The following is a 23,507-nucleotide window of genomic DNA, read 5'->3' on the forward strand; positions in this document are numbered from 1 at the left end:
GTCTCGACTCGCGGCTGCATTCAGAGGCCAAGGCATCGGTTGATGGCCTTGTCGAAATGCTCCATCGTCTCCGTGCTTCGGCGGCAATACCGGCTGGTCCGATCGTCCGTGCCATGATGACGAATGACGGCAACGATTCCGCGAACTATCCAAGGTGAATCTGTTCCCGCAAACGAACCAGATCAAGCGGTTTGGCGTTCTCTTCATATCCTCGGCAGAAGTCTTCCAACCGGGTGACCGTCTCCTCTTCGCTCGCACTGCCCGCAGCCGTCGACACAAGCGCCGCAGCAGCGTAGAAATGGCGGTCGCCCAACCGCACCTCGCCGAAATCGATGATATCGATTCGTCCCTTCCGCAGAAGCAGGTTCCATGCGCCCAGATCGCCATGGATATAATCGGTAATCTTCCCGGCATAGCCGAGACACCGCTCCACCGGCTCCTCAAGCTGCCGAATGAGAGCGCCGCCGATATGCGATGCGGACATCTCTTCCCACATTCGTCCCAAATCAAAGCGATCTCTCTGCCCGGCCAGCTTCCCGGCGTCTGTCATGAGGTCGTACCTTGGACACCGATTCGATCCGTCCCAACGTCCGATCTCATAGTTGTCGGCAAGACGCCCGATCCGGGAATCATATGGATTGCACACCTCCTGATAGGGAATGCAGCCGCTTCGGTTATGCCGGCGGCAAAATGGAAATATTGAAGACAATATCAAGAAAATAGAAAGGAGACAGTATGGAAGCGGAACAAATCAGATCGGATTCATCCCAACCCCTCTTTTCTGCTTCGAGACGAAATGTCTGGTCGGGCATCCTGTTCGGTCTCGGGCTGGTCGGTTTTTTGGATGACACGGTCTTTCATCAATTATTGCATTGGCACCATTTCTATGACAAGTCCACGACCGGCATCGGGTTAATGTCGGATGGCCTGTTCCATGCCTTCAGTTGGTTCGCTACGATCGGGAGCTCGTTCATGCTGGTCGCTCTGCACCGGCAAAGAGCTTGGCAGGCAGGCTTGTGGTGGGGCGGCGTGCTGCTGGGCGGCGGCGCATTCCAACTATACGACGGAATCATCCAACACAAGCTGATGAGCCTTCACCAGATTCGGTACGTAGACAATGTATATATCTATGACTGGATCTGGAATATCATTGCGGCAGCCATGATCATCGCCGGCATCATTCTCCTTAAGCGAGCGCGCCGGACATCAGAATAGGAAGGATGGTTTCGATTGCCTTCTCATCATCATCTTGACAGCGGCTGGACGCTTGAACTGTGGGCGGCCGGCTTGTGGGCGCTCCTGGCGTTGCTGTACAGTGCGGCTGCGGTCGTATCCGGCCACAAGCATAAGCCTTGGCCGCTGTATCGTCATCAATGCTGGCATGCCGGACTCGCCTGCGCGGCTGCAGCGGTCGCCGGACCGATCGCCGAACGCGCCCATGACGATTTCACGGCGCATATGATCGGCCATTTGCTGCTGGGCATGCTGGCCCCGCTCCTGATCGCGCTCGCCTCCCCGATGCGGCTTCTCCTGAGAACGCTGCCTGTCGCCTATTCGCGCCGGATTTCCGGTATCCTGAAGACCCGCTTCATCCGACTGCTGCATGATCCGGTGGTCGCCGCCGTGCTCAATGTGGGAGGATTATGGGCGCTCTATACGACAGACATGTACTCATGGATGCAGCACAATGTCATCGTGCATGCCCTCGTTCACCTTCATCTTTTTCTCGCCGGGTACCTGTTCACCGTATCCATCGTCTATATCGATCCGATGCCGTACCGGACAAGCTTCATGTACCGCGCGATCGTGCTGGTGACCGCGATGGGCGGGCATGCCGTCTTGTCCAAGTATATGTATGCCCGTCCGCCTGCAGGCGTGCCCGCGGCGCAAGCCGAGGCAGGCAGCATGCTGATGTACTACGGCGGCGACGTGATCGAGATTATGCTCGTGTCGCTGTTCTGCTGGCAATGGTTCAAGGCATCCCGCCCCCGGATGCTGGTCCCCGAACATATCCTGTATCGGAAATAACCTCCAATGGACAACAACCGCTTCTAACCGTATGATAGAAACAAATGTTCCCGTGGAAAGGAGTGCTGTCATGGAAAAGCTGGGGACAAGCTTCGTACACCTTCATGTTCATACGGAATACAGCCTGATGGAAGCGACCTGCCGCCTGGAAGATTTGCTGCAGCGGGCGGCGGCGTGGAAGATGAATGCGCTGGCCATCACCGATAAAGGCGGAGTCAACGGGATGATTCCCTTTTGCCGGCTGGCGGCGGAATACGGCATTCATCCGATTGTCGGCTGTGAATTGCAGGTCGGCGATTCGGAAGACACACTCATTTTATTGGCCGCCACCCATCGCGGTTACGAGCATATCGTCGAGCAATTGAACGGCACTCCTTTCCATCCCCCGGCCTTTCATGGCGATATTATTGCGCTGAGCGGCGGCAGAACCGGAAGCATCCACCGCCTGCTCGCGAGCGGACGGGCGGATGAAGCTGCCAAGCAAGCTCTTCAATATATACAGTGGTTCGGCCACGGAAATTTCTTTCTGGAGGCACAGCATCACGGCCTGGCGGACGACGATGCGGCGCTCGCGCGGACCGTTATTCTGGCCCGGGACATGAAGCTTCCCTTAGCGGCCACCCATGACGTGCATTACCTTGATCCCGAAGACGCTCCTTTGCTTCACATGATCCGGGAGCGAAAAAAACAACCGAATCCGGCTGCCCCTGATACCGCCGGACCGTTTTATCTCCCTTCCCCCCTTGAAATGAAGGCGAAATTCAGCCATCTGCCGGAGGCTATAGCCAATACGGCGCGAATCGCGGAGCGGTGCCGGTTCCAGCCTGAGCTTGGAACGAACCGGATGCCAGCCTTCCGCATGCCACAAATGCGGAGCGTGGAAAGCCCTTCATGCTCTCGATCCGGTGCGGAAGAGAACGAATCCGGGAAGCTGCCGCAAAGCTCGGATGAAGCGCTGCGCCAATTATGCCTGCAAGGAATGCGGAAGCGGTTCGGTTCATCTGGCACAGCACTCGATCATCCGGTTGGTACTCATGCGCCTGAGCTTGAGCGAATGGACCAAGAGCTGGAGATCATTAAGGCGCGAGGGCTCTCCGACTATTTCCTGATCGTATGGGATATCGTACGGTATGCGCGGAGCCGGAACATTCCCGTAGGCCCGGGAAGAGGCTCGGCCGCCGGAAGCCTGGTGGCGTATCTGCTTGGCATCACCGAGGTGAATCCGCTCCTTCACGGTCTATCCTTTGAACGATTTTTGAGTCCGGATCGGGCCGATTTGCCGGATATCGACATCGACGTCTGTCAGAGAAGGCGCCACGAGCTGCTGCAATATTTGAAGGACAAATATGGGGAAGATCAAATTGCGCATCTCGGCGTATTGAACACGTTCGGCGCGCGCGGGGCGGTCCGCGAAGCGGGGACTTATTTGAACTTGCCCAAAAAACAAATCGATGTGCTGGCCAAGCTGCTCCCCTCTTTTACCGGGAGAGGCGGCATCCGCCACAGTCTGGAGACCCTGCCGGAGCTGTCCAAGCTTCCGGCAGGCAAAGAGCCGTTCAAATCGCTGTTCCAGCTTGCCGAACGGCTGGAAGGACTTCCGCACCAGCATTCCGCTCACCCGTCGGGAATTATACTCGGGGATGAACAATTGGCCCGAACCATTCCTTTGCAGCGGCGTCCGAACGGTGAACCGATGACTCCTTTTACGAAGGAAGATATCAAAGCGCTGGGCTTATTGAAAATCGATCTCCTCGGTCTGCGCAACCTGACGCTCATTCACGATACGCTCGCTTCCATTCATGAACGAACAGGCGAACAAATCGATTTGAGCGTTATCCCGCTTGACGATCCGGCTGCATTCGAGACTATCGGCAGCGGCAATACATTGGGCTGCTTTCAGCTTGAAAGCATGGGAATCCGCCGCTTGCTTCGCCGCATGCAGCCTCACAGCATCAGCCATTTAGCCGATCTGCTCGCATTGTACCGGCCTGGCGCCTGGAATGAGGGAATCGTTGATACGTATTTGCGGCGGCATCGGGGCGAAGAGAAATACAAGCTGCCGCTCCCTGAATTGGAGCCCGTTCTTGGGCCGACTTACGGCCTGATCTTGTATCAGGAGCAAGTGATGGCCATTGCGCAAGCGGTAACGGGCTGCTCCATGGGAGAAGCCGACTCGCTCCGGCGCGCCCTTTCCGCCAAATCAGTCGAAGCACTGTCCCGCCATCAGCAGCGGTTCCTCCAGGAAGCGGCAGCACGAGGCGTAACAGACAAGGAAGCTCTAGGCGTCTTCGACTTTTTGGTGCGGTTTTCCGGGTATAGCTTCAATAAAGCTCATAGCGTATCCTATGCTTATCTGGCCTACTGGACCGTTTATTTAAAAACGCATTTTCCGAAAGATTATATGGCCTCTTTATTGAGCATGGAGGGCGGGTATTACGACAAAAAAGTATATTTGCGCGAGATCTCCAAAATGGGCCTTTCCCTGCTTGGACCCGATATTAACCGGAGCGGGCTCGGGTTCCATGCGGAAGAGGAAGGAATACGCTGCGGACTTGATGCCGTTCACGGCTCGGGGCCGGAATCGGTAATCGCGCTGCTTCGTTCCCGCCACCGAAGCGGGGAATTCCGCACGTTTCCCGAATGGGTGGAGCGGATGAGAGCAAGCCGGATCAAAAGACCGGTTCTCGAAGCCTGGATCGCCGCGGGCGCCTGCGATCGTTTTGGCCTTCACCGCAGGGAGATGATCGCCGATGTGCATGAAGTCCCGCAAGCTTCCGGCATCAACGATGCAGCCGCAGCGATTCCCGATTTTACCCAAGCGGAAAAAAGAAAGATGGAAAAAGCGCTGCTTGGCTTTTCCTTGCAGCCATCTGCATCGAGAAAATGGCATGAGTTTGTAAAGCGCTTCAATATTGTTCCAATCCGGGCGCTGTCCGAATACGGCGATAACGCGCGTGTCCGCATCTGCGGAACCGTCATCCACAGTCGGCGGTATCCGACCCAATCCGGCGAATACGTGCTTATGCTCGTCCTTCAGGATGACACGGATATGATCGAGGTCGTGCTCTATCCGACAACATACAAGTCTTTTTTATACGAATTGAATCCGAAGGGCATATTATTGGAAGGCGATGTCCGGAAGCAAAACGGACAGGCGCGCGTCGTGGCGGACAAAATCAAGGCGCTTGGAGGATAATTATGCTGCTCATCGGAACGGCTGGCTACAGCTATGAAGATTGGAACGGGGTCTATTACCCGGAAGGCTTGGACAAAAAGGAACGGCTCTCTTTTTACGCGCGGGAGTTTCCGTTTACCGAGGTGAACTCATCGTTTTACGCAATGCCCAACCGGTTTATGCTCTACCATATGCGGGAGAAAACGCCCGAGCACTTCCAGTTCGTTATCAAGGCATACCGCGGAATGACACATAAACGGGAGGATAACGAACAACATTTTCACGATTTTAAGGAAGCGTTGAAGCCATTAATCGAGGTTGGCAAGCTGGGCTGCGTGCTGGCTCAGTTTCCTACCAGCTTCCGGAACCGGGATGAGAACCGGGATTATTTGAAGGAATTCAAGGAAATGATGGGCGATATTCCGGTCGTGATCGAGTTTCGGCATGAAGAATGGATCGACGAACGGATCTTCGATCTGCTGGAGGAAGAGCAATTGGGCTATGTGTGCGTGGACGAGCCGCAGTTCAAAACGCTCGTTCCGCCGATCATCAGGGCGACTGGCCCAATCGGTTATATCCGGTTCCACGGACGGAATTATAAAAAATGGTGGCATCACAAGGAGACGCATGAACGGTACGACTATTTGTACAACGAGAACGAACTTGCGGATTGGGTTCCGAATATTCGCAAGCTTGCCGAGAGAACGGAAAAGACATTCGTCAGCATGAACAACCATTACCGGGCGCAGGCGGTCATCAACGGACGGATGCTGCGCGAGATGCTGAAGGAGGAGGTCGTTCCCACATGATCACCGGAACCGCCTTGCCGGAAGAGTTGCAAGCGATCGGCAATCTGGATGCGTTGCGCGGCGTCTGTGAGCGCGTATTTGTGCCGGAGCCCGGAGAACGGCTTGTATTCGGGGAAGGACCGGAGCATGCCCGTCTCTTGCTGCTCGGGGAGGCCCCCGGAGCCAAGGAAGCCGAGACCGGCCGGCCATTCGTCGGCAACTCGGGAAGACTGCTGAATAAATATTTGCAGAAAGCGGATATTCTCCGCGAGAATGCCTATGTGACGAACGTCATCAAAGTCAGGCCGCCCGGCAACCGGAAGCCGAAAACATCGGAGGTTACCGAAGCGCTGCCGATCTTGCTGCGGCAAATCGAATTGATCGATCCGGCCATCATCGTATGCCTCGGGAGCATAGCCGTGCAGGCGCTTGTCGATCGCAAAGCGAAAATTACGGAAATACGCGGAACGTGGGCAGAGATGGACGGAGTCCGGATCATGCCCACCTATCATCCGTCCGCCGTATTTCGCGACGAACAGAAAAGAGAGCTTCTGAAGCAGGATATCTTCTCTGCCGCAGACGCCTTGAAAAAGCTGGAGCCATGACTGTTAGCAGTCTTTATGGCTCCTTCGTCTATATGAAGATAGATGGCGTTCCCCGCTAGGATGGCTGTTTCTCATCTACGTCTTCGACCTATAACCCTCATAGCGGAGATCGCCGATGTAGATATCGAGCTTCCACATCAGGGGGCTTATTCGCTTCATCAGCCATCCTCCGCTTCCCATTCTTTATGGAATTGCCGAAGGTATTCGACCATCACGAGATGCCGCTTCATGGCCAAAGCTTTGCCGCTGTCCGTATTCATGAGGTCTTTCAATCTTAACAGCTTCTCATGGAAATGATTGATGGCGGTGCCTTGGTGGCTCCGGTACTCCTCTTCCGACCGGAATGCAGCCGGGGGCTCCTCCGGCTCATGCATCCGATGGCCGGCCCAGCCGGCATAGGCGAACGCGCGCGCAATCCCGATCGCGCCCATCGCATCGAGCCGATCGGCGTCCTGCACGATCTGCCCCTCCAACGTCTTCATCGGCGAATGATGCCCGCCGCTGTAAGACAGGTCCGACACGATATCCATGACATGGGAGACCGCATCCGCGTGGGCGCCGTTCGCCACAAGCCATTCCTTCACCTTGGCGCAGCCAGCCTCCTTCGTCGGATTGAACTTGGCGTCCGCCACATCATGCAGCAGGGCGGCCAGCTCGCAGATCCAGGCATCCGCCCCCTCTTCCTTCGCGAGCCGAACGGCCATTCGCCGGACGCGATGAATATGCCACCAATCATGGCCGCTGCTGTCGGTCTTCACCTGCTCGCGCACATACGCTTCGGCGCGCGCGATCAACTCCTGGCGCGTATCCATCGCCACCCCTCCCCTCCTATGGTGCATCGGCACACATCTGTTCAGCTATACTGCGGCCAAATATCCTCCCATCCGGAAGAGGCCGGATGACGCAGCGCTTCCAGCACGACCTGCGCATCATATCCGTCCTGGAACGTAAAGTAACGGGCAGGCTTGCCTTGAATCGCACGGATCACCTGCCTTACCACCGGCAGCGTATCGGCCGAATCCTCGACCTGCACCGGCTCCAGCGGTTGACCAACCGCTCCCGTATATAGGTGATCCCAATTCTCCAGCGCAATCGTTCCCTCTGTCCCATACAGAATGAGAGAGACCCGTTCTTCTCCCGAGAATCCGGACATTCCGCTCACGTGAACCGGAATTCCGCTGTCCAGGCGCAAGGCTGCGCGGATTCCCTTCTCGCAGCGCCCGCTCTCGGCCGGCAGCTCGAGCTCGCTCTGCACATTCGTAATGCGGCCTAGCAGCTTCTGGATGACATGAATCCAGTGGACGCCGACCTCCAGCACGAAGCCGCCCTGCTGCCGTGTCCCGATCCAGGAATTATGCTGCCATGCCCGCGGCCATTGCGGGAATTGGAGGATCAGATCGAGCTTTCGGATCTCGCCGATCGCCTTTTCCGCCAGCATGTGCCTTACCCGCTCCACCGCCGGTTCATGCGGCATCGAGAAATGAATGGCATGCACGACCTCCGCCTCTCGGGCTTGCTGCAGAAGCTCCCTCGCTTCCTCTACGCTGTTCGCCAGCGGTTTCTCGCAGAAAACATGTATCTTCCTGCGCAGCGCTTCCATAACGATGTGATTATGGAACGCGGGAGGCACGGAGATGCACGCCAGATCGGCGTCCGTCTCCTCCAGCAGCGCCGCATAGTCCGAAGACCAAACCGCATGCGGCAAGCTGTCCCGATAGGTATGCCGGAATTGCTCGCGGGCCTGCTCGTTCGCTTCGCAGATGGCCGCGATCTCTACCGCTTGCGCGAATTCCGGCTGAGCCGCCAGGCGCAGCATATATTGTCCCATATGGCCCAGTCCGATGACCGCCATTCTGATTTTCTTGCTGTTCATTCTTCTCTCTCCCTGTTGCATGGTGCAATTATCTATAGCCCGGCCAGTTATATGGCTTCCCGATATGGCGAATCAGCTCGCCCGTCAGCGCCTTGTCCTGCGGCTTGCCCGGGTCGGAATTGGTCATGACGACGATCCGCTTCGCAGGCGAGGGTACGCCAGCAGCTTGCACTGGAAGCCGACTCCCCAGCCTTGGGAGACGACAAGCGGCTCTCCTTCGGCAGACGGAAGGAATACCCCCAGCCCCGCCTCTTCCGTGCAGCCGCTGCCCGCCATCATCTGCCGGGCCAGCTCCGGGTGCAGAATCGAGGCCGTGTCCCCGTTCCAGGCCGCCATCACTTCCAGAGCCAGCAGAGCGAGCTCCGTCGGCGTCGACCACAGGCCAGCGGCGGCCAGACACGGATAATACGCCCGTGAGCCCTCAACGACATGACCGTCTTGGTGATGTCCGGCCGAGGCGCTTGCTTTCGCCTTGATTTCTTCCGCGCGTCCAATTTTCGAAACATAATAATTCCAGTAAAACGTTCGCTTCAACCCTAACGGCGCCATGACGAGCCGCTCCATCGCAACGGCGAACGACTCCCCCGTCACATCCTCGATCAACTGTGCAATGACTCAGTAACCGGCATCCGAATAAGTGAATCGGCTCCCCGGCACATGTTGGAGATGTACGGTCCGAATGATACGGAGTAGAGCCCGCCAATATCTCCTTCACGGTAGGCAGCGGATCCGTCGTCCGGTAAATGCCGAAGCTCCCCGGCAGATCCGCGATCCCGGACTGATGAGCGAACAGATGACGCAGCGTGACGTTCACGTCTGACGTATACGGGCTATCCGGAAGCCGCCACGTCCGCAAATAACGGTTCGCCTCCGCATCCAGCTCCAGCACGCCCGCCTGCACTAGGCGGAGCACGCCAACCGCCGTAACCATTTTGCTCATGGAGCAGGCATGGAACAGACTGTTCGCCGTCACCTTGCGCCCCGAGCCGGCTTCCAGCTCCCCATAGCCGCCGCTCCAATCCAACCTCCCGTTACAGATCAGGGCGATGCTCACGCCCGGCACCCGGTGCTGTCTCCTCAGTGCCTCAATCCCATTGTCGTCCCTGTCGATGATGCGCTTCATGAACTCAGCTCCCATTCATCTCGGAATGCACTGCATCGCGCTCCTGACGTAATGCCTCCGACCATGCCTTCCGCAGGCATGCGCGCTATTCCCTCGGCGGGCAAGCGTTCCGCCATAAGCGCGTACTGACTTCAATTTGACGATTTCTAGCCGTCTTCATCCCAGACCTGATCCAGCTTGTCGGCATAGAAGCCAATCGCCCGGCTGTAGGCGCGAATGCCTTCATCCTCCGAAGTCTCCGCCAGCGCGGTCAACAGCAGCCGGATCGCCTCCGCATGCTCGCCGAGATTATGCAGCGTCATCGCGTAAAACACGCTAAATTCCTTGCGCTCCGGATATTGTCGCATGCCCTGTCCCAGCGTCTCCTTCGCCTCGGCGTACCGACCCAGCGTGCGGTAGGTGCTGCCCAAGCCAAGCAGGGCTCCGGCGCGGTGCTCATCGTCGAGCGGACAGCGCAGCGCCTGTTCGTAATACGGGACGGCCTCCCGTTCCCGGCCGAGGTTATCATGCGCCCAAGCGAGCTGGCATAGAATCTCCCCATTGTTCGGATCATGCCCCAGCAATCCCGCCAGCAGCGGAATCGCTTCCTCCGCCCGCTCTCAGATCGATGGCACGCTGCAGCGCATCATTCATCGGTCGTTCATCCTTTCATCCTATATCGCACGACTTGACGCGCGCTTATACATTATACCACCTTCTTCCACCCCAGTCAGGCTGTTCTACTTCCCTTTGCTTCACTCTCCCTTCGAATCAGAAGCGTTGCCGCCCTCCGTCTCTTTTGGCCAATATCCCCTTTATTTAGAAGCGTCTCCGTCCTCCGCTCCTTTTGGCCGATATCCCCTTCATTCAGAAGCGTTGCCGCCCTCCGTCTCTTTTGGCCGATATCCCCTTCATTCAGAAGCGTTACCGCCCTCCGTCTCTTTTGGCCAATATCCCCTTTATTCAGAAGCGTCTCCGTCCTCCGCTCCTTTTGGCCGATATCCCCTTCATTCAGAAGCATTGCCGCCCTCCGTCTCTTTTGGCCGATATCCCCTTCCGTCAGCTCGTTCTAATCTACCGCGGTCCTTTGACTAGGCAGTGTCCCTTTCCCCTCTAACTCGGCCATTCACTCAATCCGCTCTCATCCCGGACGGCAAGACCAAGATAAAGATACTGAGGCGCGGGGGAGGATGATACCAAGTAGCTTCGCATGAACCTGTTCTCTGCTCCCTGACCGAATGGGAGAATAGTGTAAAGTAGCTCTGAATATTACCGTTCCTGACCAAATGGGAGAATGGTGTAAAGTAGCTCTGCATGTCCGTTCCTGACCGAATGGGAGAATGGTGTAAAGTAGCTCTGCATATGTCCGTTCCTGACCGAATGGGAGAATGGTGTAAAGTAGCTCTGCATATGTCCGTTCCTGACCAAATGGGAGAATGGTGTAAAGTAGCTCTGCATATGTCCGTTCCTGACCGAATGGGAGAATGGTGTAAAGTAGCTCTGCATATGTCCGTTCCTGACCAAGTGGGAGAATGGTGTAAAGTAGCTCTGCATATGTCCGTTCCTGACCAAGTGGGAGAATGGTGTAAAGTAGCTCTACATATTTCCCTTCCTGACCGAATGGGAGAATGGTGTAAAGTAGCTCTACATTTACACGATCCTGACCGGATGGGAGATTGCACATAAGTTGTTGTACATACCACACGATCCTGACTAATTGGGAGAGTGCTGCTAAGGGAGCTCAACATCTACTCGACTCTCCTGAATGAATGGGAGAATGCGGACAACGAGCCCTACCCCTAACCTATATGTACTCCCGGGCATCAAAAAAAAAGCCCGATGCACAAGCATGCATCAGGCCGGAAGCCAAGCCGGGCCAAGTCAAGCTGGGTTCAAGCGACAGCAGCTCGCTCCTATTCCTTAATGGCGCCGATCATGACGCCTTTGACGAAATATTTTTGCAGGAACGGGTACAGCAGCAAAATGGGAACGGTGGCGACGATGATGGTCGCGTACTTGATCGTCTCCCCTATCGGCATCTTGTCGGCCGTCCCCGCTGACGTCAGCATGCTGTCCGTGCTGTTCGTTATCAGAATCTCGCGCAGCACAAGCTGCAGGGGGTATAATTCGCGATCGCGAAGGTAGATCATGGCGCCGAACCAGGAATTCCAGTGCCCCACGCCATAGAACAGAATCATGACCGCAATGACCGGCATCGAGAGCGGAAGGATGATGCGGATCATGACGGTGAAGTCGTTCGCGCCGTCCAGCTTGGCCGATTCCTCCAGGCTGTGCGGAATCGATTGGAACGCCGTCCTCATAATAATCAGGTTGAAGGCGCTGACGGCTCCCGGGATAATGAGCGCCCACAAGCTGTCCAGCATGACGAGCCCCGTCACGAGCAGGTAGCTCGGAATGAGCCCGCCGGAGAAAAACATCGTGAATACGATGAAGAACATAATCGGGTTCTTCCACATCACGTTTTGCCGGGACAGCCCATAGGCGCAAAGCGTCGTCATGAAAACGTTGAGGCAGGTGCCGACCCCGACGATGAACAAGGTGTTCATATATCCGCTCGTAATCACCGGGTTGTCGAACACGAGCCGGTACGCTTCCAGGTTCAGCCCGGAAGGATGCCAGATCAAGCCGCGCTGCTGGACGACCCATGCGGGCTCGCTGAGCGAAGCGAACAGGACGTAGATGAAGGGATACAGCGTGACGAGACATAGCAAGATAAGGAACAGAATGTTGAACATTTCAAAGATTCGTTCGCTAAGCGACATGTTGTTCACCGCATTACCTCCTTGAATCGGTACGAATCTGCGTCACCTGCCGGGCGTCACCAAAGCTTCCAGTCGCTTGTCCGGCGGCTGACCGTGTTCGCGAGAATAAGCAGCGCGAAATTGATGACGGAGTTGAACAGGCCGATCGCGGCGCTGTAGCTGTAGTTCGCTTCGAGAAGCCCTTTGCGGTATACATAGGTGCCAATGACATCGGCCGTCTCATAGGTGGAAGAGTTGTACATGAGCAATATTTTATCGGTGCTGACGGACATGATACTCCCCATCTGCAGAATAAGCAGAATGATTACGACAGGCATGATGCCCGGGATGGTAATATGGATGACCTGGCGGCATTTGGAGGCGCCGTCCACCTTCGCCGCTTCATACAGGGAAGGATCGATGTTGGAGATCGCCGCCAAATAAATAATCATCCCCCAACCAACGCCCTGCCAGATGCCGGAAAAGATATAAAGCGTCCGGAACCATCCTGGCTCCCGCAAATAAGCGACCGCCTCCACGCCGAACCAGCTCAGGATATTGTTGATCAGACCGCCCCGGGCGAGAAAATCGACCATCATCCCGACGATGACGACAATCGAGATGAAATGCGGAATGTACGTAATCGTCTGCACCGCCCGCTTGAACAGTTGATGGCGAAGCTCTTTCAGCATCAGCGCGAGGATGATCGGCGCCGGGAACGAGAAGATCAGCTCGTAGAGACTAAGCAGCAATGTGTTGCGCACGATGCGCCAGAAGAAGTGGCTGTTGAAAAATTCTTCGAAATATTTGAAGCCGACCCAAGGGCTGTCCAGGAAGCCCAAGGCCGGAGAATAATCCTTGAATGCAATCTGAATGCCGTACATCGGGCCGTAATGGAATATCGCGTAATAGGCGACGACAGGCAGCAGCATCAAATAAACATACTTATTCAGCTTGGCGTCGCGGATGACCCGCTGCAGGAAGCTCCGGTCCGCTTTTGCATCCGGACTTCGTCCCGCGCGAGCGAGGACGCGCCGCCGCTTGCTTGGGGGGGGCATGCCGATTCCTCCTTCTCTGCAACGGCTCGTGCCGGTCAATCACCCGCCCCGGCACGAACCGCCTGCTTTATCGCTTATTGAACCGATCCAGCGCGGCTTGCTGAATTTGGATCGCCTGCTCTATCCCCATCGATTGAATGGTCTCGACAAAAGCATCGAACCGGTCCAGCGGCTCGGCGCCCATGACGAATTTATTAAACATTTCCGATTTGTACGTATCGATATCCGCCATGATGGAAGCATAGGTGGAGCTCTCCTCCGACGTCCTCGTCAATGGAGGCAGCAGCTTGCTCCGGTCCGCATCGAGCCAGTTCTTCATCGCCTGCTTCTGCTCCGGCAGCTCGATATACTGCTCGATATAGCGTTTGTCCTGAACGAACGGCCCGGACCAGTTCACCGGCATATATTTGGCCATGGCTTCCGCGACCGGCAAGCCTTCCGGATTTTTCATAATCTCGTCCGTATATTTCGGATACCCGTTCTCCATCTGATAGCTGACGCCCTCAACGCCGAAGTTGAACAGGAGATGCCCTTCCTCGCCGTATTTATAATCCATCCATTTCACGATCTGCTCCGGATTCGGCGCAGTCGCCGAGACGGCGGCGCCAATGCCCGCGAACGGCGAATCGGCTTGGCCGAGCGCCTTCTTGCCCGGAACGGCGGTCGGATAAGGCGCGCCGACCAGCTCGAACTCCGGATGGGAGCCCTTCATCAGGTTCGTATACCGCCCGATGCCCGATCCATTATACGTCACGAGTGAGCCAAGCACATTGCTCGTCATCTTCGCATCCTGCAGCTTGCCGTCGGTGGTCGCGTAATCTTTGTCCAGCAATCCTTCCTTGTACCAGCGGTTGAGCATCGTCAAGGAGTCCTTATATTCGGGTTGAATCGGCCCGTACCTGATCTCGTCGCCTTCCCGGTAGAAGCCGTCGGTAATGCCGAACGCACCCACGAACGCGACATTAATATCCCGCAGCAGGAACGGGATTTCATCCTTCTTCCCGTTGCCGTTCGGATCGCCCTCCCGGAAAGCGATGAGCATCTTCTCCCATTCCTCGATCGTCGCCGGCACCTGCAGGCCGAGCTTGTCGAGCCAATCCTTCCGAATCGTCGGCCCCATGAACGTCAGCAGCTCTTCATCCGGGCGCAGGAACGGAAAGACGTAAATATTGCCTTCATCGGTCGTGACCAGCTTTTTCAGATCGGGCCGCGCTTCCAGCACCGCCTTCAGATTCGGCGCATGCTGGTCGATCAGCTCATTCAAGCGAAGAATGCGCTACTCCTTTATCGCCTGATCCGGCCCCTTCGCGACGCCGCCCCATGTGTACTCGATGACATCCGGCAGCTTGCCGGAAGCGAGCATCAGTTTGAACTGATCGGCTTCCTGCCCGGCGGGCGGATGCGGGAACGTGACCTTCGTTCCGGTCCGCTTCTCCAGCTCCTGATACGCCCCCATCTCGCTGAAGCTCTTCATCACGGTCCCGGCATTCCCGATCGGGCCCAGTACGTTAAGGAAGCGGGATACGGCACTTCACCCGCCGGCGTATCGGCCGCAGGCTCCGCCGCCTGCTCCGTCTTCCCGCTGCATCCGGCCAGCATTCCCGTCAGCATCACGAGAGACAGCAGTACAAGAATCGTTCGTCGCCATAATAATTGTTGCATGACATGACCTCCCATCGAATGTGGTATTCCATTTCGGTGATTGGCGAAAGCCTGCTTCCACTATAGCGATCCGTGCAGCGGCCGGTAAGTAAACGTTTTCGAGATTGATTAGCGGATGGTATGATTGCCGGTATCCCGTTGTTAAGATCGGTTAACCGTTCTTCCGATCGTATTGTCCCGCCAGCATCTCGCGGTATTTGCCGGGCGTGACGCCCTCGTGCTTTTTGAAGAATCGCAGGAAGCCGACGTCACTCGCATAGCCGACCCGCTGCGCGATATCCGAGCTCGTCAGCCGGCTGTCCGCCAGCAATTTCTTTGCCTCCTCGACCCGCAGCTTGGCGATATATTCGGTGATGTTGCGTCCGCCGTATTTTTTGAAGAAAGCGGAGATGTATGGCGAGGTCATCTCGAACTCATCCGCCATGGCGTTCAGGCTGAAGTTCGGATCCCGGTAATTCGCCTCGATATACGTCGTCATCTTGCGGAGCAGCCGCTCATGATAATCGCTGCGTTCTCTCCATATGTACTGGCAGAGCGTACCGTACTGCCGCATAATCCGCTCCTGCATCTCCTCCCCGGCCATGGGCCGCGCGGTCAATCCCACCGGGTCGAGCGGCGCGCCGAACACCTCCCGATCATCGACTTGAATGCTGTTCGTGATTTTCATTAATGTCGTTAACAACTCGATTGTCAAACAGCGAATCCGATCCGGAGTCACTTGCTCCCGCTGCCAATTCATCTCGAAAATATGCTGCAGCAGCTTCGCCGTCTGCTCCGCATCGCCGCTCTTGACGACGTTCATCAACTGAATCTCCGTCTCAATCGGATAGTGATAATGCGGAGATTGGCCCGCGTCAATCTGTCATACACCATCGTCGATTCCGTCCCGTGCACGATCCGGTAATCGAGCGCCATCAGCGCCTCGCTGTAGGCGGCCGCGATCCGATCGATCCCGCGGTGAATCGAGCTAACGCCGCAGGCGATGGACAGCTTGAAGCGAACCTGCGCCGTCTCCTTCAGCGGGACCAGCAGATCGTCCCGGATTGCGCTGACGGAGGCCGATGATTCCGGCACATTCAGCAGCACGGCCAGCCGATCGCGTTCCAGCTCGACGATATAGCCCCGCCCCTGCAGCAGCTCATGGCCCAGGTTCGTCAACACGAACCGGACCAGCCCCCATTCGCGTTCGGTGTCCCCCTGGATGAATTGCGAGCAATCGGCGATATCGATCAGAATGACGCCGAAGTAGTCGTTATCCAGCCGGATATCCATAAAGTCGAGCGTCTCGCTCATCCCGTGTGACAGGTCGACATGACCGCGAATAAGGCGCGACAGGAAGTTCGCCCTCAGCACGGGCGCCTGCTCGGACAACGTATGCCGCAGCTTATCCTCTTGCTCCAAGGTCCGGACGACCGATTGCTTAATCAGATCGAATTCGTCCCGGTACATCTCCGCCGATGACCGTTCCCGCTGCGCCAACACCTTCACCACGCTCTTGATCGGCTGATAGTAGCGGTAAGCCATCGCATAGGAGCCGCCAATCCCCGCCGCGAGGCAACCCGTAAGGAGAATCAACGCCCAGCGCTTGATGATGAGCACCTCCTGCAGGACCACCTTCTTCGGGATAACCGAGACGTATTCCCAGCCGTTGGTTCCCTTGACGCGCGACAGCACCATCGGTTCTCCGTCAATCCGCATTTCGTTAATGCCGCCATTCTGCCGCAGATGGCGATGAATAGCGGCAGCCGTATCGCCGTGAACCGTCGACATCAGCACCTCCCGCTTCTCGTTCAGGATCAGGAGCGAGCCGTCATTGACGCCTTCGATCTGCGTCAGCATCGCTCTAAGCTGCTGCTCGTCGATCTGAACGATCAATTGCCCTTTGATATCCGATACATACTCATAAGGAAGGGATTGAACGAAGGTGATCATGTTGGATTGGACATTCTCCCGCCTGACGGGTTCGGAAGGCAAATATTGCTTCGGATGAAGCCCCGTCAGCAGTTGATGGCGGACCCATTCGCCGCGGCGGGCGGTGTAAATGGCGAAGCGCGAGAAATAAAGAGAGGCATCCGTCTTCATATCGGGGGTCAGAATCATATCGCTCCCTTGGAAATAGACCGCAAAATCATGGATGAAGCTGCTGATGTTTTTGTATTTACTCAGCTCCTTCAAGGCGTCAATAACCTTCAATTGCTTCTCCAGCCCTTCGCTGCCGGCATTGTTCAGCAGCCATCTGACCTTGGGACTGAACGCCACCTGGGCCGTCAACTGTTCCACTTCCTTCAATCTCGAATCCGTAATCCTGATTCAACTGCTTCAGCAGGCCGGTGTTCGTTCGGATCGCGTGATTGATCATGATCTCCTCCATGCGGCAGTAAAAAACGCCTGCCACCGTCACCGACAGCAGCAGGACAACCAGATACGAGAGCAGGAGGGTCAAAAAAACGCTCCTCCTCGTCACGCTCCCCCTCCAGGCGCGGATGCTCCAGCGAGCCTTCATCCCTGTTCCTCCTTCCCTCTTCTTCAAAAAATTTGATGGCTTAACTATAATCAATGAGAAGAAGACGCGCTATTTTCAATCTGGTAAAATAACAGATACTTATCGCATTCCAAGGAAATGAGTGAAGGCCATGCTGACATCATTAGAACATATCCGCATGTACAGGGAAGGACGCTGCGGCCCGGCGCTGCTCGGGGACAATCGCTGGCTGCAAAATATCGTTACGGCCGAGGAGCGCATCGTCAATCTGGAGCGGATCCAGTCGCTGCAGCAGCTTGCCAACTCCAATCCAGTGCTGGATTACGTGGAGCGCACCTTGCAGGTGCTGGATGAACTGCCGCTGTCGTTGTGGATTAAGGAGACGATCGAAGAGGTACTGAAATGGTCGGAAACGGCCAAGGGCGGGAGCGTCCGCCAACGTATCGCCTGGCAGGAGCAGGGCATCTCCTTGGTCCGCTTATCCGATGCCCTGCTCCTTGGCATAATTGCCCCAATGCGGACGGCTTCCGTCGGCATCGGTGAACGGGTACCGCTCCGACAGGCCCCATGTGCTGAGGCTCTTTCCCGACAGGTCGAGCTTGTCCGGATCGGCGGCCAGCGCGGCAATCGCCCGGCCGATATAGACCGGCGTCTCTGACATCAGAAAATGCGGCTCCTTCTTCCCTGCCTCTCTCCAATTCTCCTCCGTCACGCCGAAATGATCCAGCATCTCCTCGGAACGAAGGAAGCCCGGCGTAACCGCGACGGCGGTTACCCCATGCGGACGCAGATCCTCCGCCATCGCGGCGGCGAGATGGATCGCGGATATTTTGGCCAGGCTGTAATACAGATTGCCGCGGTAGCGATAATCGATGCCATCCGTAATCTCAATGATGATGCCCTGCCGCCGGGCCGCCATGAGCGGCGCCCCGTAATAGCTCGTCATCATATGGGAATAGACGGCCTGGTTCTGCATCCGCAGCCCGTTGGCCAGCGAATGCTCCCAGAACGCGGCTCCCCACTGAGTCAGCGATTCGCCTCCCCATACGTCGTTCACCAATATATCCAACTGACCGTCCTGCTCTGCCCGAATCCGCTCGAACAGCGCCTTCACTTCCTCCTCGACCGTATGATCGACACGTACCGGAATGCCCTTGCCTCCATGGGCCGTCACCAGCTCCGCCGTCTCCTCGATCGTCTCGCTCCGGCCCATGTCGGACTGCCGGCCGCGGACCGAACGCCCCGTGCAGTATACGGTGGCTCCGGCCTCTCCCAGCATCGTGGCGATTCCTCTGCCCGCTCCCCGCGTCGCTCCCGCTACAACGGCCACCTTGCCATGCAATGGCTTCATTCCTCATCATCCTCTCTGAATTGTTGACTACGAACCTATTGTATCCGACCCTATATGACATCTATTGTCATATTGATATGATATGATGAGATTTGATGAGCACGCTGCAAATGAAATGATTTAGAAATAGATTACACGGGACGGGAAAGAGGATGATTGGATGCGCGCGGATCGGCTGTTATCTATTGTGCTGCTGCTGCAGAATCATGGCAAATTGACATCGAAGGAGCTGGCCCGGCGGCTGGAGGTATCCGAGCGGACCATTATGCGCGACATGGATGCCCTCAGCGCCGCCGGCATTCCGGTGTACGCGGATCGCGGTTCGAATGGCGGCTGGATGCTGGCGGAAGGATACCGCACGACATTGACGGGGATGAAGGCGACGGAGCTTCTGTCGCTGCTGCTGATCCCCTCCTCCCTGCTCGATGATCTCGGTCTGCGGGAAGAGGGAGACAGCGCCCTGCGGAAGCTGCTTGCCTCCACGTCCGCCGAGCAGCGGAGGGATGCGGAGATTGCTAGGGAACGCCTCCATATCGACGGGGCCGGTTGGCATGAGTCGACGTCGGACTCGTCGCCCTTTCTGCCCCTGCTGCAGGAGGCCGTATGGGAAGAGCGGGCGGTTCGCGTGGAATACGAGCGCGAGGACGGCGTCGTGACCCGGACGCTTCATCCGCTCGGGCTCGTGGCGAAGCGCAATGTGTGGTATGTCGTCGCGGAGACCGGCGATGCCGCGCTGCGCACGTACCGCTTGTCCCGGCTGAAGCATGCCGAGCTGCTGGACGAGACCTTCGCGCGTCCCGCCGGCTTCGACCTCGCGTCCTACTGGGCGCAATCGACGGCCCAGTTCACCGCGAGCCTGCCGCGCTACCCGGCGCATATACGGCTGCGCGACGACGTGTTGGCGCGCTTGTCCCAGGACCGGCACGTCCGTGTCGGTCCGGTCCGGGCGGCAGGCGGCGGGTGGTCCGAGGCCGAGGTCGAATTCCATACGCTGGAATCGGCCGCCGAGACGCTTCTCCGCTTCGGGCCGCGGATAGAGGCAATGGCGCCGGGCGAGCTGCGCGCCGCGGTCATCGCGGAAGCGAAGGCGCTGCTGGCGCAGTACGGCGAGGAGCAGGCCTGAGGCCGCTTTGCGGGGCGGGCTGCACTTTTTTCTTCGTTCGTATAGGTTCCCGTGTTAATTATCGATATACTGGAATCAATTCCTTTGCCGGAGGTGCATGTATCATGCCGCAAGATTCGATGGAGAGCGTGGGAGCGCATTATTTACGGGTCGTCATTGACAAATTCAAGAGCCTGAAAGCGGATGCCGAACGGGCGATGGCTCAGCTTCAGGAGCAGGATATCCATTGGGCGATGAACACGAGGACTCGAACAGCGTCGCCGTTATCGTCCAGCATATGAGCGGCAATATGATATCACGCTGGACCGATTTTCTGACAAGCGACGGCGAGAAGCCGAACCGCAACCGCGACGATGAATTCATCGATTCGATTCGTTCCAAGGACGATCTGCTGCGCGTATGGAATCAGGGCTGGGACGTATTTCTGCATACGCTTCGCTCCCTGACGGCGGACGATCTGTTGGCGACGATCACCATCCGGAACGAGCCTCATACCGTTCTCGAAGCGATCGAGCGCCAGATGTCGCATTATTCGTATCACGTCGGCCAGATTGTCTATGTCGCGAAGCAGATTCGCTCCGAGGAATGGAGCACATTATCGATTCCCCGCAAAAAATAAGGCTCCGTCACAGGGCAGGTCGGCCACAAGACCTGCCCTTAGCTGTGGCGAGGAAGGAGTCGCATCACAAGCCGTCTTCCGGGGCGTCCCCGAATCGGAGAACTTCCGTAATCGCCCCAACTACCGCGGCCTGGCATATCGCCCGATCATGTCCGCCAGCTTCTCTGTCGTGCCGATCGCATCGTGCGAGTGCGAATCCATCCGGGCACGTACTCCTCCCGCTTGTCCGCCAGGGTGTGAACCATGCGCAAGAAGCCGTCCGACGACACGTCCGCATCGTCCAGCACCTCGGCAAAGCCTCTGTCCGCGAACGATCTGGCGTTCAGGATCTGATCTCCGCGGCTGGACCCCTTCGGAAGCGGAATCAGCAGCATCGGCTTGCGCAGCGACAGGAATTCAAAAATCGCGTTCGATCCGGCCCGCGAGATGACGATATCGGACATCGCCATCAGATGCGGCAGCTCGTCATGGACGAATTCGAATTGCTTATAGCCCGGAAGCTGCAGAGCTTCGTCCACCTGGCCCGCGCCGCAAATATGCACGATCCGGAAGGTGGCGAGCAAAGAACGCAGGTTGCCCCGGATCGCCTCGTTAATGCTTTTGGCGCCCAAGCTGCCGCCCATGACGAGCAGGACCTTCTTCCCCGCCGGGAATCCGCAATGCAGCCGCCCGCGGGCGGCATCCCCCTGCCGCAGCTCCTCGCGGACGATTGCGCCGACGTCTTCCGCTTTGCCGCTGCGGTTATGCTGAAGCGACTCCGGGAACGTGGCGCAGATCCGGGTTGCGAACGGAATGGCGATACGGTTCGCCAGCCTTTTAAGACCTTGAACGGATCCTTCACATTGTTCCAATCCGCATAGCGCCTTAGCTTCCCGGTCGAGATGCCATGATAGGTCACTTCGGAAAAAGTTGACATCATCTTGCGCTCGATTCCTTCATACGAACCGATATAGTGGATATCCCAATTCCGCTCCAGCAGCTTCGGAATCAAGGCGGCATTGACGCTAACGTGCCCTGCTGAGCCTCCTCCGGTCAGGACGATCTTTTTCTTCTTCATCGGCTTCCCCCATCCCGCGCCCTGTTATCCGGTCATAGATGCGCTGCTGAATGGCTTCAGACATGCGAACTTCCTTATGTAACTTAAAGTAGATACGAATGCCTGCCAACCATCACGGAAACATAGGTTAACATAATATATATTATGATAACTACAAAACCCGATCTCGCCGGATCATGTCCCTCATAAAGAGGAATAGCGCGGTGTGACTTACTCGTTATTGGCCTCATTGTATTCTACCGCTCCCCGCAAAGGTAAATACAATCGAATACAGGCAGCCGTACCGTGAAGGTGAAGTGTCCATGCTCATGCCGAAGCGTAATCGTCCCGCCATGCAGCTCCACGATGTTTTTCGCAATGGACAGCCCCAGTCCGGAGCCGGATTGAATCGCATGCGCCGTGCGGAAATCATCGGCCTTGTAGAAGCGTTCAAACAGATGCTTCTCCTGCTCCGCCGTAATCGGCTTGCCCTCGTTCTCGATCGCAACCCTCTCAAATGGCCGTTCCCGGATTGGAACGAAACATAGATATCGCCCGGCTGATCGAAAATTTCAAGGCGTTCAGCAGCAGATTGTCGAGGGCCCGGATAATCTTCTCGCTGTCCACTTGAATTAGGGCAGATGCCGGTTCGAGCTGCCAATTCATGTGCACCCCGTACTCCTGGGCAATCGGCTCGAATTCCACGAGCATCTGTTCCAGCAGCTCCCGCAGATCGATCTGCTCCTTCTGGAGCTTCACGGCCTAAACCTTATTTTCGAAGCAGTATGCTCTTCTTCAGCAGCAAATCCTCGAAGACAGGCCGCTGAACGGTGCTGATCTGCGAGGTGTCGATCTGCTCCAGACGCTTGAATTCCAGCGCCGCCGATTCCCCCGCCTCGTCCCGAAAGCGGAGCGTCTTGCCGTCTTCCTCCAGCTTCCCTTCCAGATTCACCGCCGCATTGAACAGGAACATGACGAACACGACTTCATTGCCGTCCGGGTATGTATAATGCATCCGTTCGCCGCTATAGATCGAGTACAGCTCATACTGCTCGACTACAAGTCCGGTCTCTTCGTAGACTTCCCGAATCATGGTGTCCTCGATCGCTTCTCCCGGCTCCATGCCGCCACCAGGCAGCCCCCAGTTGCCGTAATCCGATCGTTTCTGCAGCAGAACTCTGCCGGCACGATCGCGGATGATCGCTCCCGCGGTCACGATGATTTTGCTTTTTGCCACATTTTCCACCCTTTATCTTTATATATTTTGGCGTTGCGCAGCGCATGCGGCAAGCCGTTGCATATCGATGCCTGCAAGCGCTCCACCCTGTCGGCATCAAGCCGCGCCTATGAATTAATCACATTTATGATTAATGCCATTAATTATATTATACCGCCTATTTTCCGCACCGCATCGATAAATTGCTTCATCTCTTCATCCGTTCCGATTGATACTCTCAAGTAGTTGTCGATTCTAGGCTGAGCGAAGTACCGGACTAATATGCCATGCTCGCGCAGCTCCTCGAACAGCCGCTTCGCCGGAATCTCGGGATGGGTCATCATGACGAAGTTCGCCTTCGATTCAATAACGGAGCACCCCAATTCTTCAAGCTGCTTGACCGTCCATTCCCGCGTCCGGATGACGTTCCGGCAAGTCTCCCGGAAGTAATTCTCATCCTTCAGCGCCGCCGCCGCGCCCGCGAGCGACAACCGGTCCAGCGTATAGGAGTTGAACGAATTTTTGACGCGCTCCAAGCCTTCGATCAAGTCATAGGGGGCAAGCCTCTTGGTCAGATCGCTCCAATATTTGCTCATGCTCTCTTCTCTCTCCTTACCTCGTCAAATC

21 protein-coding genes and 4 pseudogenes are annotated in these 23,507 nt (G+C 56.7%); 7 read left to right on the plus strand and 18 right to left on the minus strand.

Annotation, left to right across the window (positions count from 1 at the left end; genetic code table 11):
• Positions 1–145 precede the first annotated feature (145 nt).
• Positions 146–550, minus strand: a complete 405-nt coding sequence (locus tag OCY70_RS18495; protein WP_213428112.1) for a phosphotransferase — start codon at positions 548–550, stop codon at positions 146–148.
• 185 nt (positions 551–735) lie between these two features.
• On the opposite strand from OCY70_RS18495, the gene OCY70_RS18500 reads away from it, so the two are divergent.
• The 5 genes from OCY70_RS18500 to OCY70_RS18520 all read left to right on the plus strand — a co-directional run bounded on the left by OCY70_RS18500 (position 736) and on the right by OCY70_RS18520 (position 6,596).
• The gene (locus OCY70_RS18500) at positions 736–1,215 is read left to right on the plus strand and encodes a DUF2243 domain-containing protein (RefSeq protein ID WP_213428113.1); all 480 of its coding nucleotides are present in this window, start codon (positions 736–738) and stop codon (positions 1,213–1,215) included.
• Between the two features lie 15 nt (positions 1,216–1,230).
• Positions 1,231–2,028 (plus strand): cytochrome c oxidase assembly protein, encoded by a 798-nt coding sequence (locus OCY70_RS18505; protein WP_213428114.1) that lies wholly within the window; start codon positions 1,231–1,233, stop codon positions 2,026–2,028.
• Between the two features lie 70 nt (positions 2,029–2,098).
• Positions 2,099–5,224, plus strand: coding sequence for a DNA polymerase III subunit alpha (locus OCY70_RS18510; protein WP_261945086.1), 3,126 nt, complete (start codon positions 2,099–2,101; stop codon positions 5,222–5,224).
• A gap of 2 nt (positions 5,225–5,226) precedes the next feature.
• Positions 5,227–6,012, plus strand: coding sequence for a DUF72 domain-containing protein (locus OCY70_RS18515; RefSeq protein WP_213428116.1), 786 nt, complete (start codon positions 5,227–5,229; stop codon positions 6,010–6,012).
• A complete protein-coding gene (locus OCY70_RS18520; protein WP_213428117.1) occupies positions 6,009–6,596 on the plus strand; it encodes a uracil-DNA glycosylase in 588 nt (195 codons plus the stop codon). The genes OCY70_RS18515 and OCY70_RS18520 overlap by 4 nt, the downstream gene beginning before the upstream one ends.
• Positions 6,597–6,754: 158 nt before the next feature.
• On the opposite strand, the gene OCY70_RS18525 is transcribed toward OCY70_RS18520, so the two are convergent.
• The 12 genes and pseudogenes from OCY70_RS18525 to OCY70_RS18590 form a co-directional block, all read right to left on the minus strand.
• On the minus strand, positions 6,755–7,408 hold the full coding sequence (locus tag OCY70_RS18525) for an HD domain-containing protein (protein WP_213428146.1): 654 nt from the start codon (positions 7,406–7,408) through the stop codon (positions 6,755–6,757).
• A gap of 41 nt (positions 7,409–7,449) precedes the next feature.
• The gene (locus OCY70_RS18530; RefSeq protein WP_213428118.1) at positions 7,450–8,469 is read right to left on the minus strand and encodes a Gfo/Idh/MocA family protein; all 1,020 of its coding nucleotides are present in this window, start codon (positions 8,467–8,469) and stop codon (positions 7,450–7,452) included.
• A 123-nt stretch (positions 8,470–8,592) separates the two neighbouring features.
• Positions 8,593–9,072, minus strand: coding sequence for a beta-lactamase family protein (locus OCY70_RS18535; protein WP_261945087.1), 480 nt, complete (start codon positions 9,070–9,072; stop codon positions 8,593–8,595).
• A 160-nt stretch (positions 9,073–9,232) separates the two neighbouring features.
• Positions 9,233–9,607, minus strand: a pseudogene (locus tag OCY70_RS18540) (serine hydrolase domain-containing protein); the annotation flags it as partial.
• A 131-nt stretch (positions 9,608–9,738) separates the two neighbouring features.
• Positions 9,739–10,155, minus strand: coding sequence for a tetratricopeptide repeat protein (locus tag OCY70_RS18545; protein ID WP_306433929.1), 417 nt, complete (start codon positions 10,153–10,155; stop codon positions 9,739–9,741).
• A 1,329-nt stretch (positions 10,156–11,484) separates the two neighbouring features.
• Entirely contained in the window at positions 11,485–12,354 is an 870-nt protein-coding gene (locus OCY70_RS18550) for a carbohydrate ABC transporter permease (protein WP_213428147.1), read from the minus strand.
• A gap of 56 nt (positions 12,355–12,410) precedes the next feature.
• Positions 12,411–13,391 carry an ABC transporter permease gene (locus OCY70_RS18555; protein ID WP_213428120.1) on the minus strand — a complete coding sequence of 327 codons (981 nt, stop codon included), beginning with the start codon at positions 13,389–13,391 and terminating at the stop codon, positions 12,411–12,413.
• A 67-nt stretch (positions 13,392–13,458) separates the two neighbouring features.
• Positions 13,459–15,053 (minus strand): annotated as a pseudogene (locus OCY70_RS18560) (extracellular solute-binding protein).
• A 151-nt stretch (positions 15,054–15,204) separates the two neighbouring features.
• Positions 15,205–15,855 carry a helix-turn-helix domain-containing protein gene (locus OCY70_RS18575; protein ID WP_249725043.1) on the minus strand — a complete coding sequence of 217 codons (651 nt, stop codon included), beginning with the start codon at positions 15,853–15,855 and terminating at the stop codon, positions 15,205–15,207.
• The gene (locus tag OCY70_RS18580) at positions 15,855–17,333 is read right to left on the minus strand and encodes a hypothetical protein (RefSeq protein WP_249725053.1); all 1,479 of its coding nucleotides are present in this window, start codon (positions 17,331–17,333) and stop codon (positions 15,855–15,857) included. The genes OCY70_RS18575 and OCY70_RS18580 overlap by 1 nt, the downstream gene beginning before the upstream one ends.
• A complete protein-coding gene (locus OCY70_RS18585; RefSeq protein WP_249725046.1) occupies positions 17,233–17,556 on the minus strand; it encodes a hypothetical protein in 324 nt (107 codons plus the stop codon). The genes OCY70_RS18580 and OCY70_RS18585 overlap by 101 nt, the downstream gene beginning before the upstream one ends.
• A gap of 457 nt (positions 17,557–18,013) precedes the next feature.
• Positions 18,014–18,886 (minus strand): SDR family oxidoreductase, encoded by an 873-nt coding sequence (locus OCY70_RS18590; protein WP_213428121.1) that lies wholly within the window; start codon positions 18,884–18,886, stop codon positions 18,014–18,016.
• Between the two features lie 160 nt (positions 18,887–19,046).
• On the opposite strand from OCY70_RS18590, the gene OCY70_RS18595 reads away from it, so the two are divergent.
• Both OCY70_RS18595 and OCY70_RS18600 read left to right on the plus strand, forming a co-directional pair.
• A complete protein-coding gene (locus tag OCY70_RS18595) occupies positions 19,047–20,009 on the plus strand; it encodes a helix-turn-helix transcriptional regulator (RefSeq protein WP_213428122.1) in 963 nt (320 codons plus the stop codon).
• A gap of 119 nt (positions 20,010–20,128) precedes the next feature.
• Positions 20,129–20,628, plus strand: a pseudogene (locus tag OCY70_RS18600) (DUF1572 family protein).
• Between the two features lie 120 nt (positions 20,629–20,748).
• Here OCY70_RS18600 and OCY70_RS18605 read toward each other — a convergent pair.
• The 5 genes and pseudogenes from OCY70_RS18605 to OCY70_RS18620 all read right to left on the minus strand — a co-directional run bounded on the left by OCY70_RS18605 (position 20,749) and on the right by OCY70_RS18620 (position 23,476).
• Positions 20,749–21,685 (minus strand): annotated as a pseudogene (locus OCY70_RS18605) (glycosyltransferase).
• A 236-nt stretch (positions 21,686–21,921) separates the two neighbouring features.
• Entirely contained in the window at positions 21,922–22,197 is a 276-nt protein-coding gene (locus tag OCY70_RS36215; protein ID WP_213428148.1) for an ATP-binding protein, read from the minus strand.
• Positions 22,178–22,423: a hypothetical protein gene (locus tag OCY70_RS18610; protein WP_213428123.1), complete on the minus strand. Its 246-nt coding sequence runs from the start codon at positions 22,421–22,423 to the stop codon at positions 22,178–22,180. Before OCY70_RS18610 ends, OCY70_RS36215 begins: the two co-directional genes overlap by 20 nt.
• Positions 22,424–22,433: 10 nt before the next feature.
• Complete coding sequence (locus OCY70_RS18615) at positions 22,434–22,901, minus strand: NUDIX domain-containing protein (protein WP_213428124.1); 468 nt, start codon at positions 22,899–22,901, stop codon at positions 22,434–22,436.
• Positions 22,902–23,044: 143 nt separating this feature from the next.
• The gene (locus tag OCY70_RS18620; RefSeq protein WP_249725048.1) at positions 23,045–23,476 is read right to left on the minus strand and encodes an aminotransferase class I/II-fold pyridoxal phosphate-dependent enzyme; all 432 of its coding nucleotides are present in this window, start codon (positions 23,474–23,476) and stop codon (positions 23,045–23,047) included.
• Positions 23,477–23,507: the final 31 nt, after the last annotated feature.

It is taken from the genome of Paenibacillus melissococcoides, from assembly GCA_944800085.1.
Classification (GTDB): Bacteria; Bacillota; Bacilli; order Paenibacillales; family Paenibacillaceae; genus Paenibacillus_B; species Paenibacillus_B melissococcoides.

What these genes read in the sequence shown, in the direction of transcription:
- OCY70_RS18495 (WP_213428112.1), bottom strand. Translation starts at nt 550, where the DNA reads ATGACAGACGCCGGGAAGCTGGCCGGGCAGAGAGATCGCTTTGATTTG.
- OCY70_RS18500 (WP_213428113.1), top strand. Translation starts at nt 736, where the DNA reads ATGGAAGCGGAACAAATCAGATCGGATTCATCCCAACCCCTCTTTTCT.
- OCY70_RS18510 (WP_261945086.1), top strand. Translation starts at nt 2,099, where the DNA reads ATGGAAAAGCTGGGGACAAGCTTCGTACACCTTCATGTTCATACGGAA.
- OCY70_RS18515 (WP_213428116.1), top strand. Translation starts at nt 5,227, where the DNA reads ATGCTGCTCATCGGAACGGCTGGCTACAGCTATGAAGATTGGAACGGG.
- OCY70_RS18520 (WP_213428117.1), top strand. Translation starts at nt 6,009, where the DNA reads ATGATCACCGGAACCGCCTTGCCGGAAGAGTTGCAAGCGATCGGCAAT.
- OCY70_RS18525 (WP_213428146.1), bottom strand. Translation starts at nt 7,408, where the DNA reads ATGGATACGCGCCAGGAGTTGATCGCGCGCGCCGAAGCGTATGTGCGC.
- OCY70_RS18530 (WP_213428118.1), bottom strand. Translation starts at nt 8,469, where the DNA reads ATGAACAGCAAGAAAATCAGAATGGCGGTCATCGGACTGGGCCATATG.
- OCY70_RS18550 (WP_213428147.1), bottom strand. Translation starts at nt 12,354, where the DNA reads ATGTCGCTTAGCGAACGAATCTTTGAAATGTTCAACATTCTGTTCCTT.
- OCY70_RS18555 (WP_213428120.1), bottom strand. Translation starts at nt 13,391, where the DNA reads ATGCCCCCCCCAAGCAAGCGGCGGCGCGTCCTCGCTCGCGCGGGACGA.
- OCY70_RS18575 (WP_249725043.1), bottom strand. Translation starts at nt 15,855, where the DNA reads ATGAACGTCGTCAAGAGCGGCGATGCGGAGCAGACGGCGAAGCTGCTG.
- OCY70_RS18585 (WP_249725046.1), bottom strand. Translation starts at nt 17,556, where the DNA reads ATGAAGGCTCGCTGGAGCATCCGCGCCTGGAGGGGGAGCGTGACGAGG.
- OCY70_RS18590 (WP_213428121.1), bottom strand. Translation starts at nt 18,886, where the DNA reads ATGAAGCCATTGCATGGCAAGGTGGCCGTTGTAGCGGGAGCGACGCGG.
- OCY70_RS18595 (WP_213428122.1), top strand. Translation starts at nt 19,047, where the DNA reads ATGCGCGCGGATCGGCTGTTATCTATTGTGCTGCTGCTGCAGAATCAT.
- OCY70_RS18620 (WP_249725048.1), bottom strand. Translation starts at nt 23,476, where the DNA reads ATGAGCAAATATTGGAGCGATCTGACCAAGAGGCTTGCCCCCTATGAC.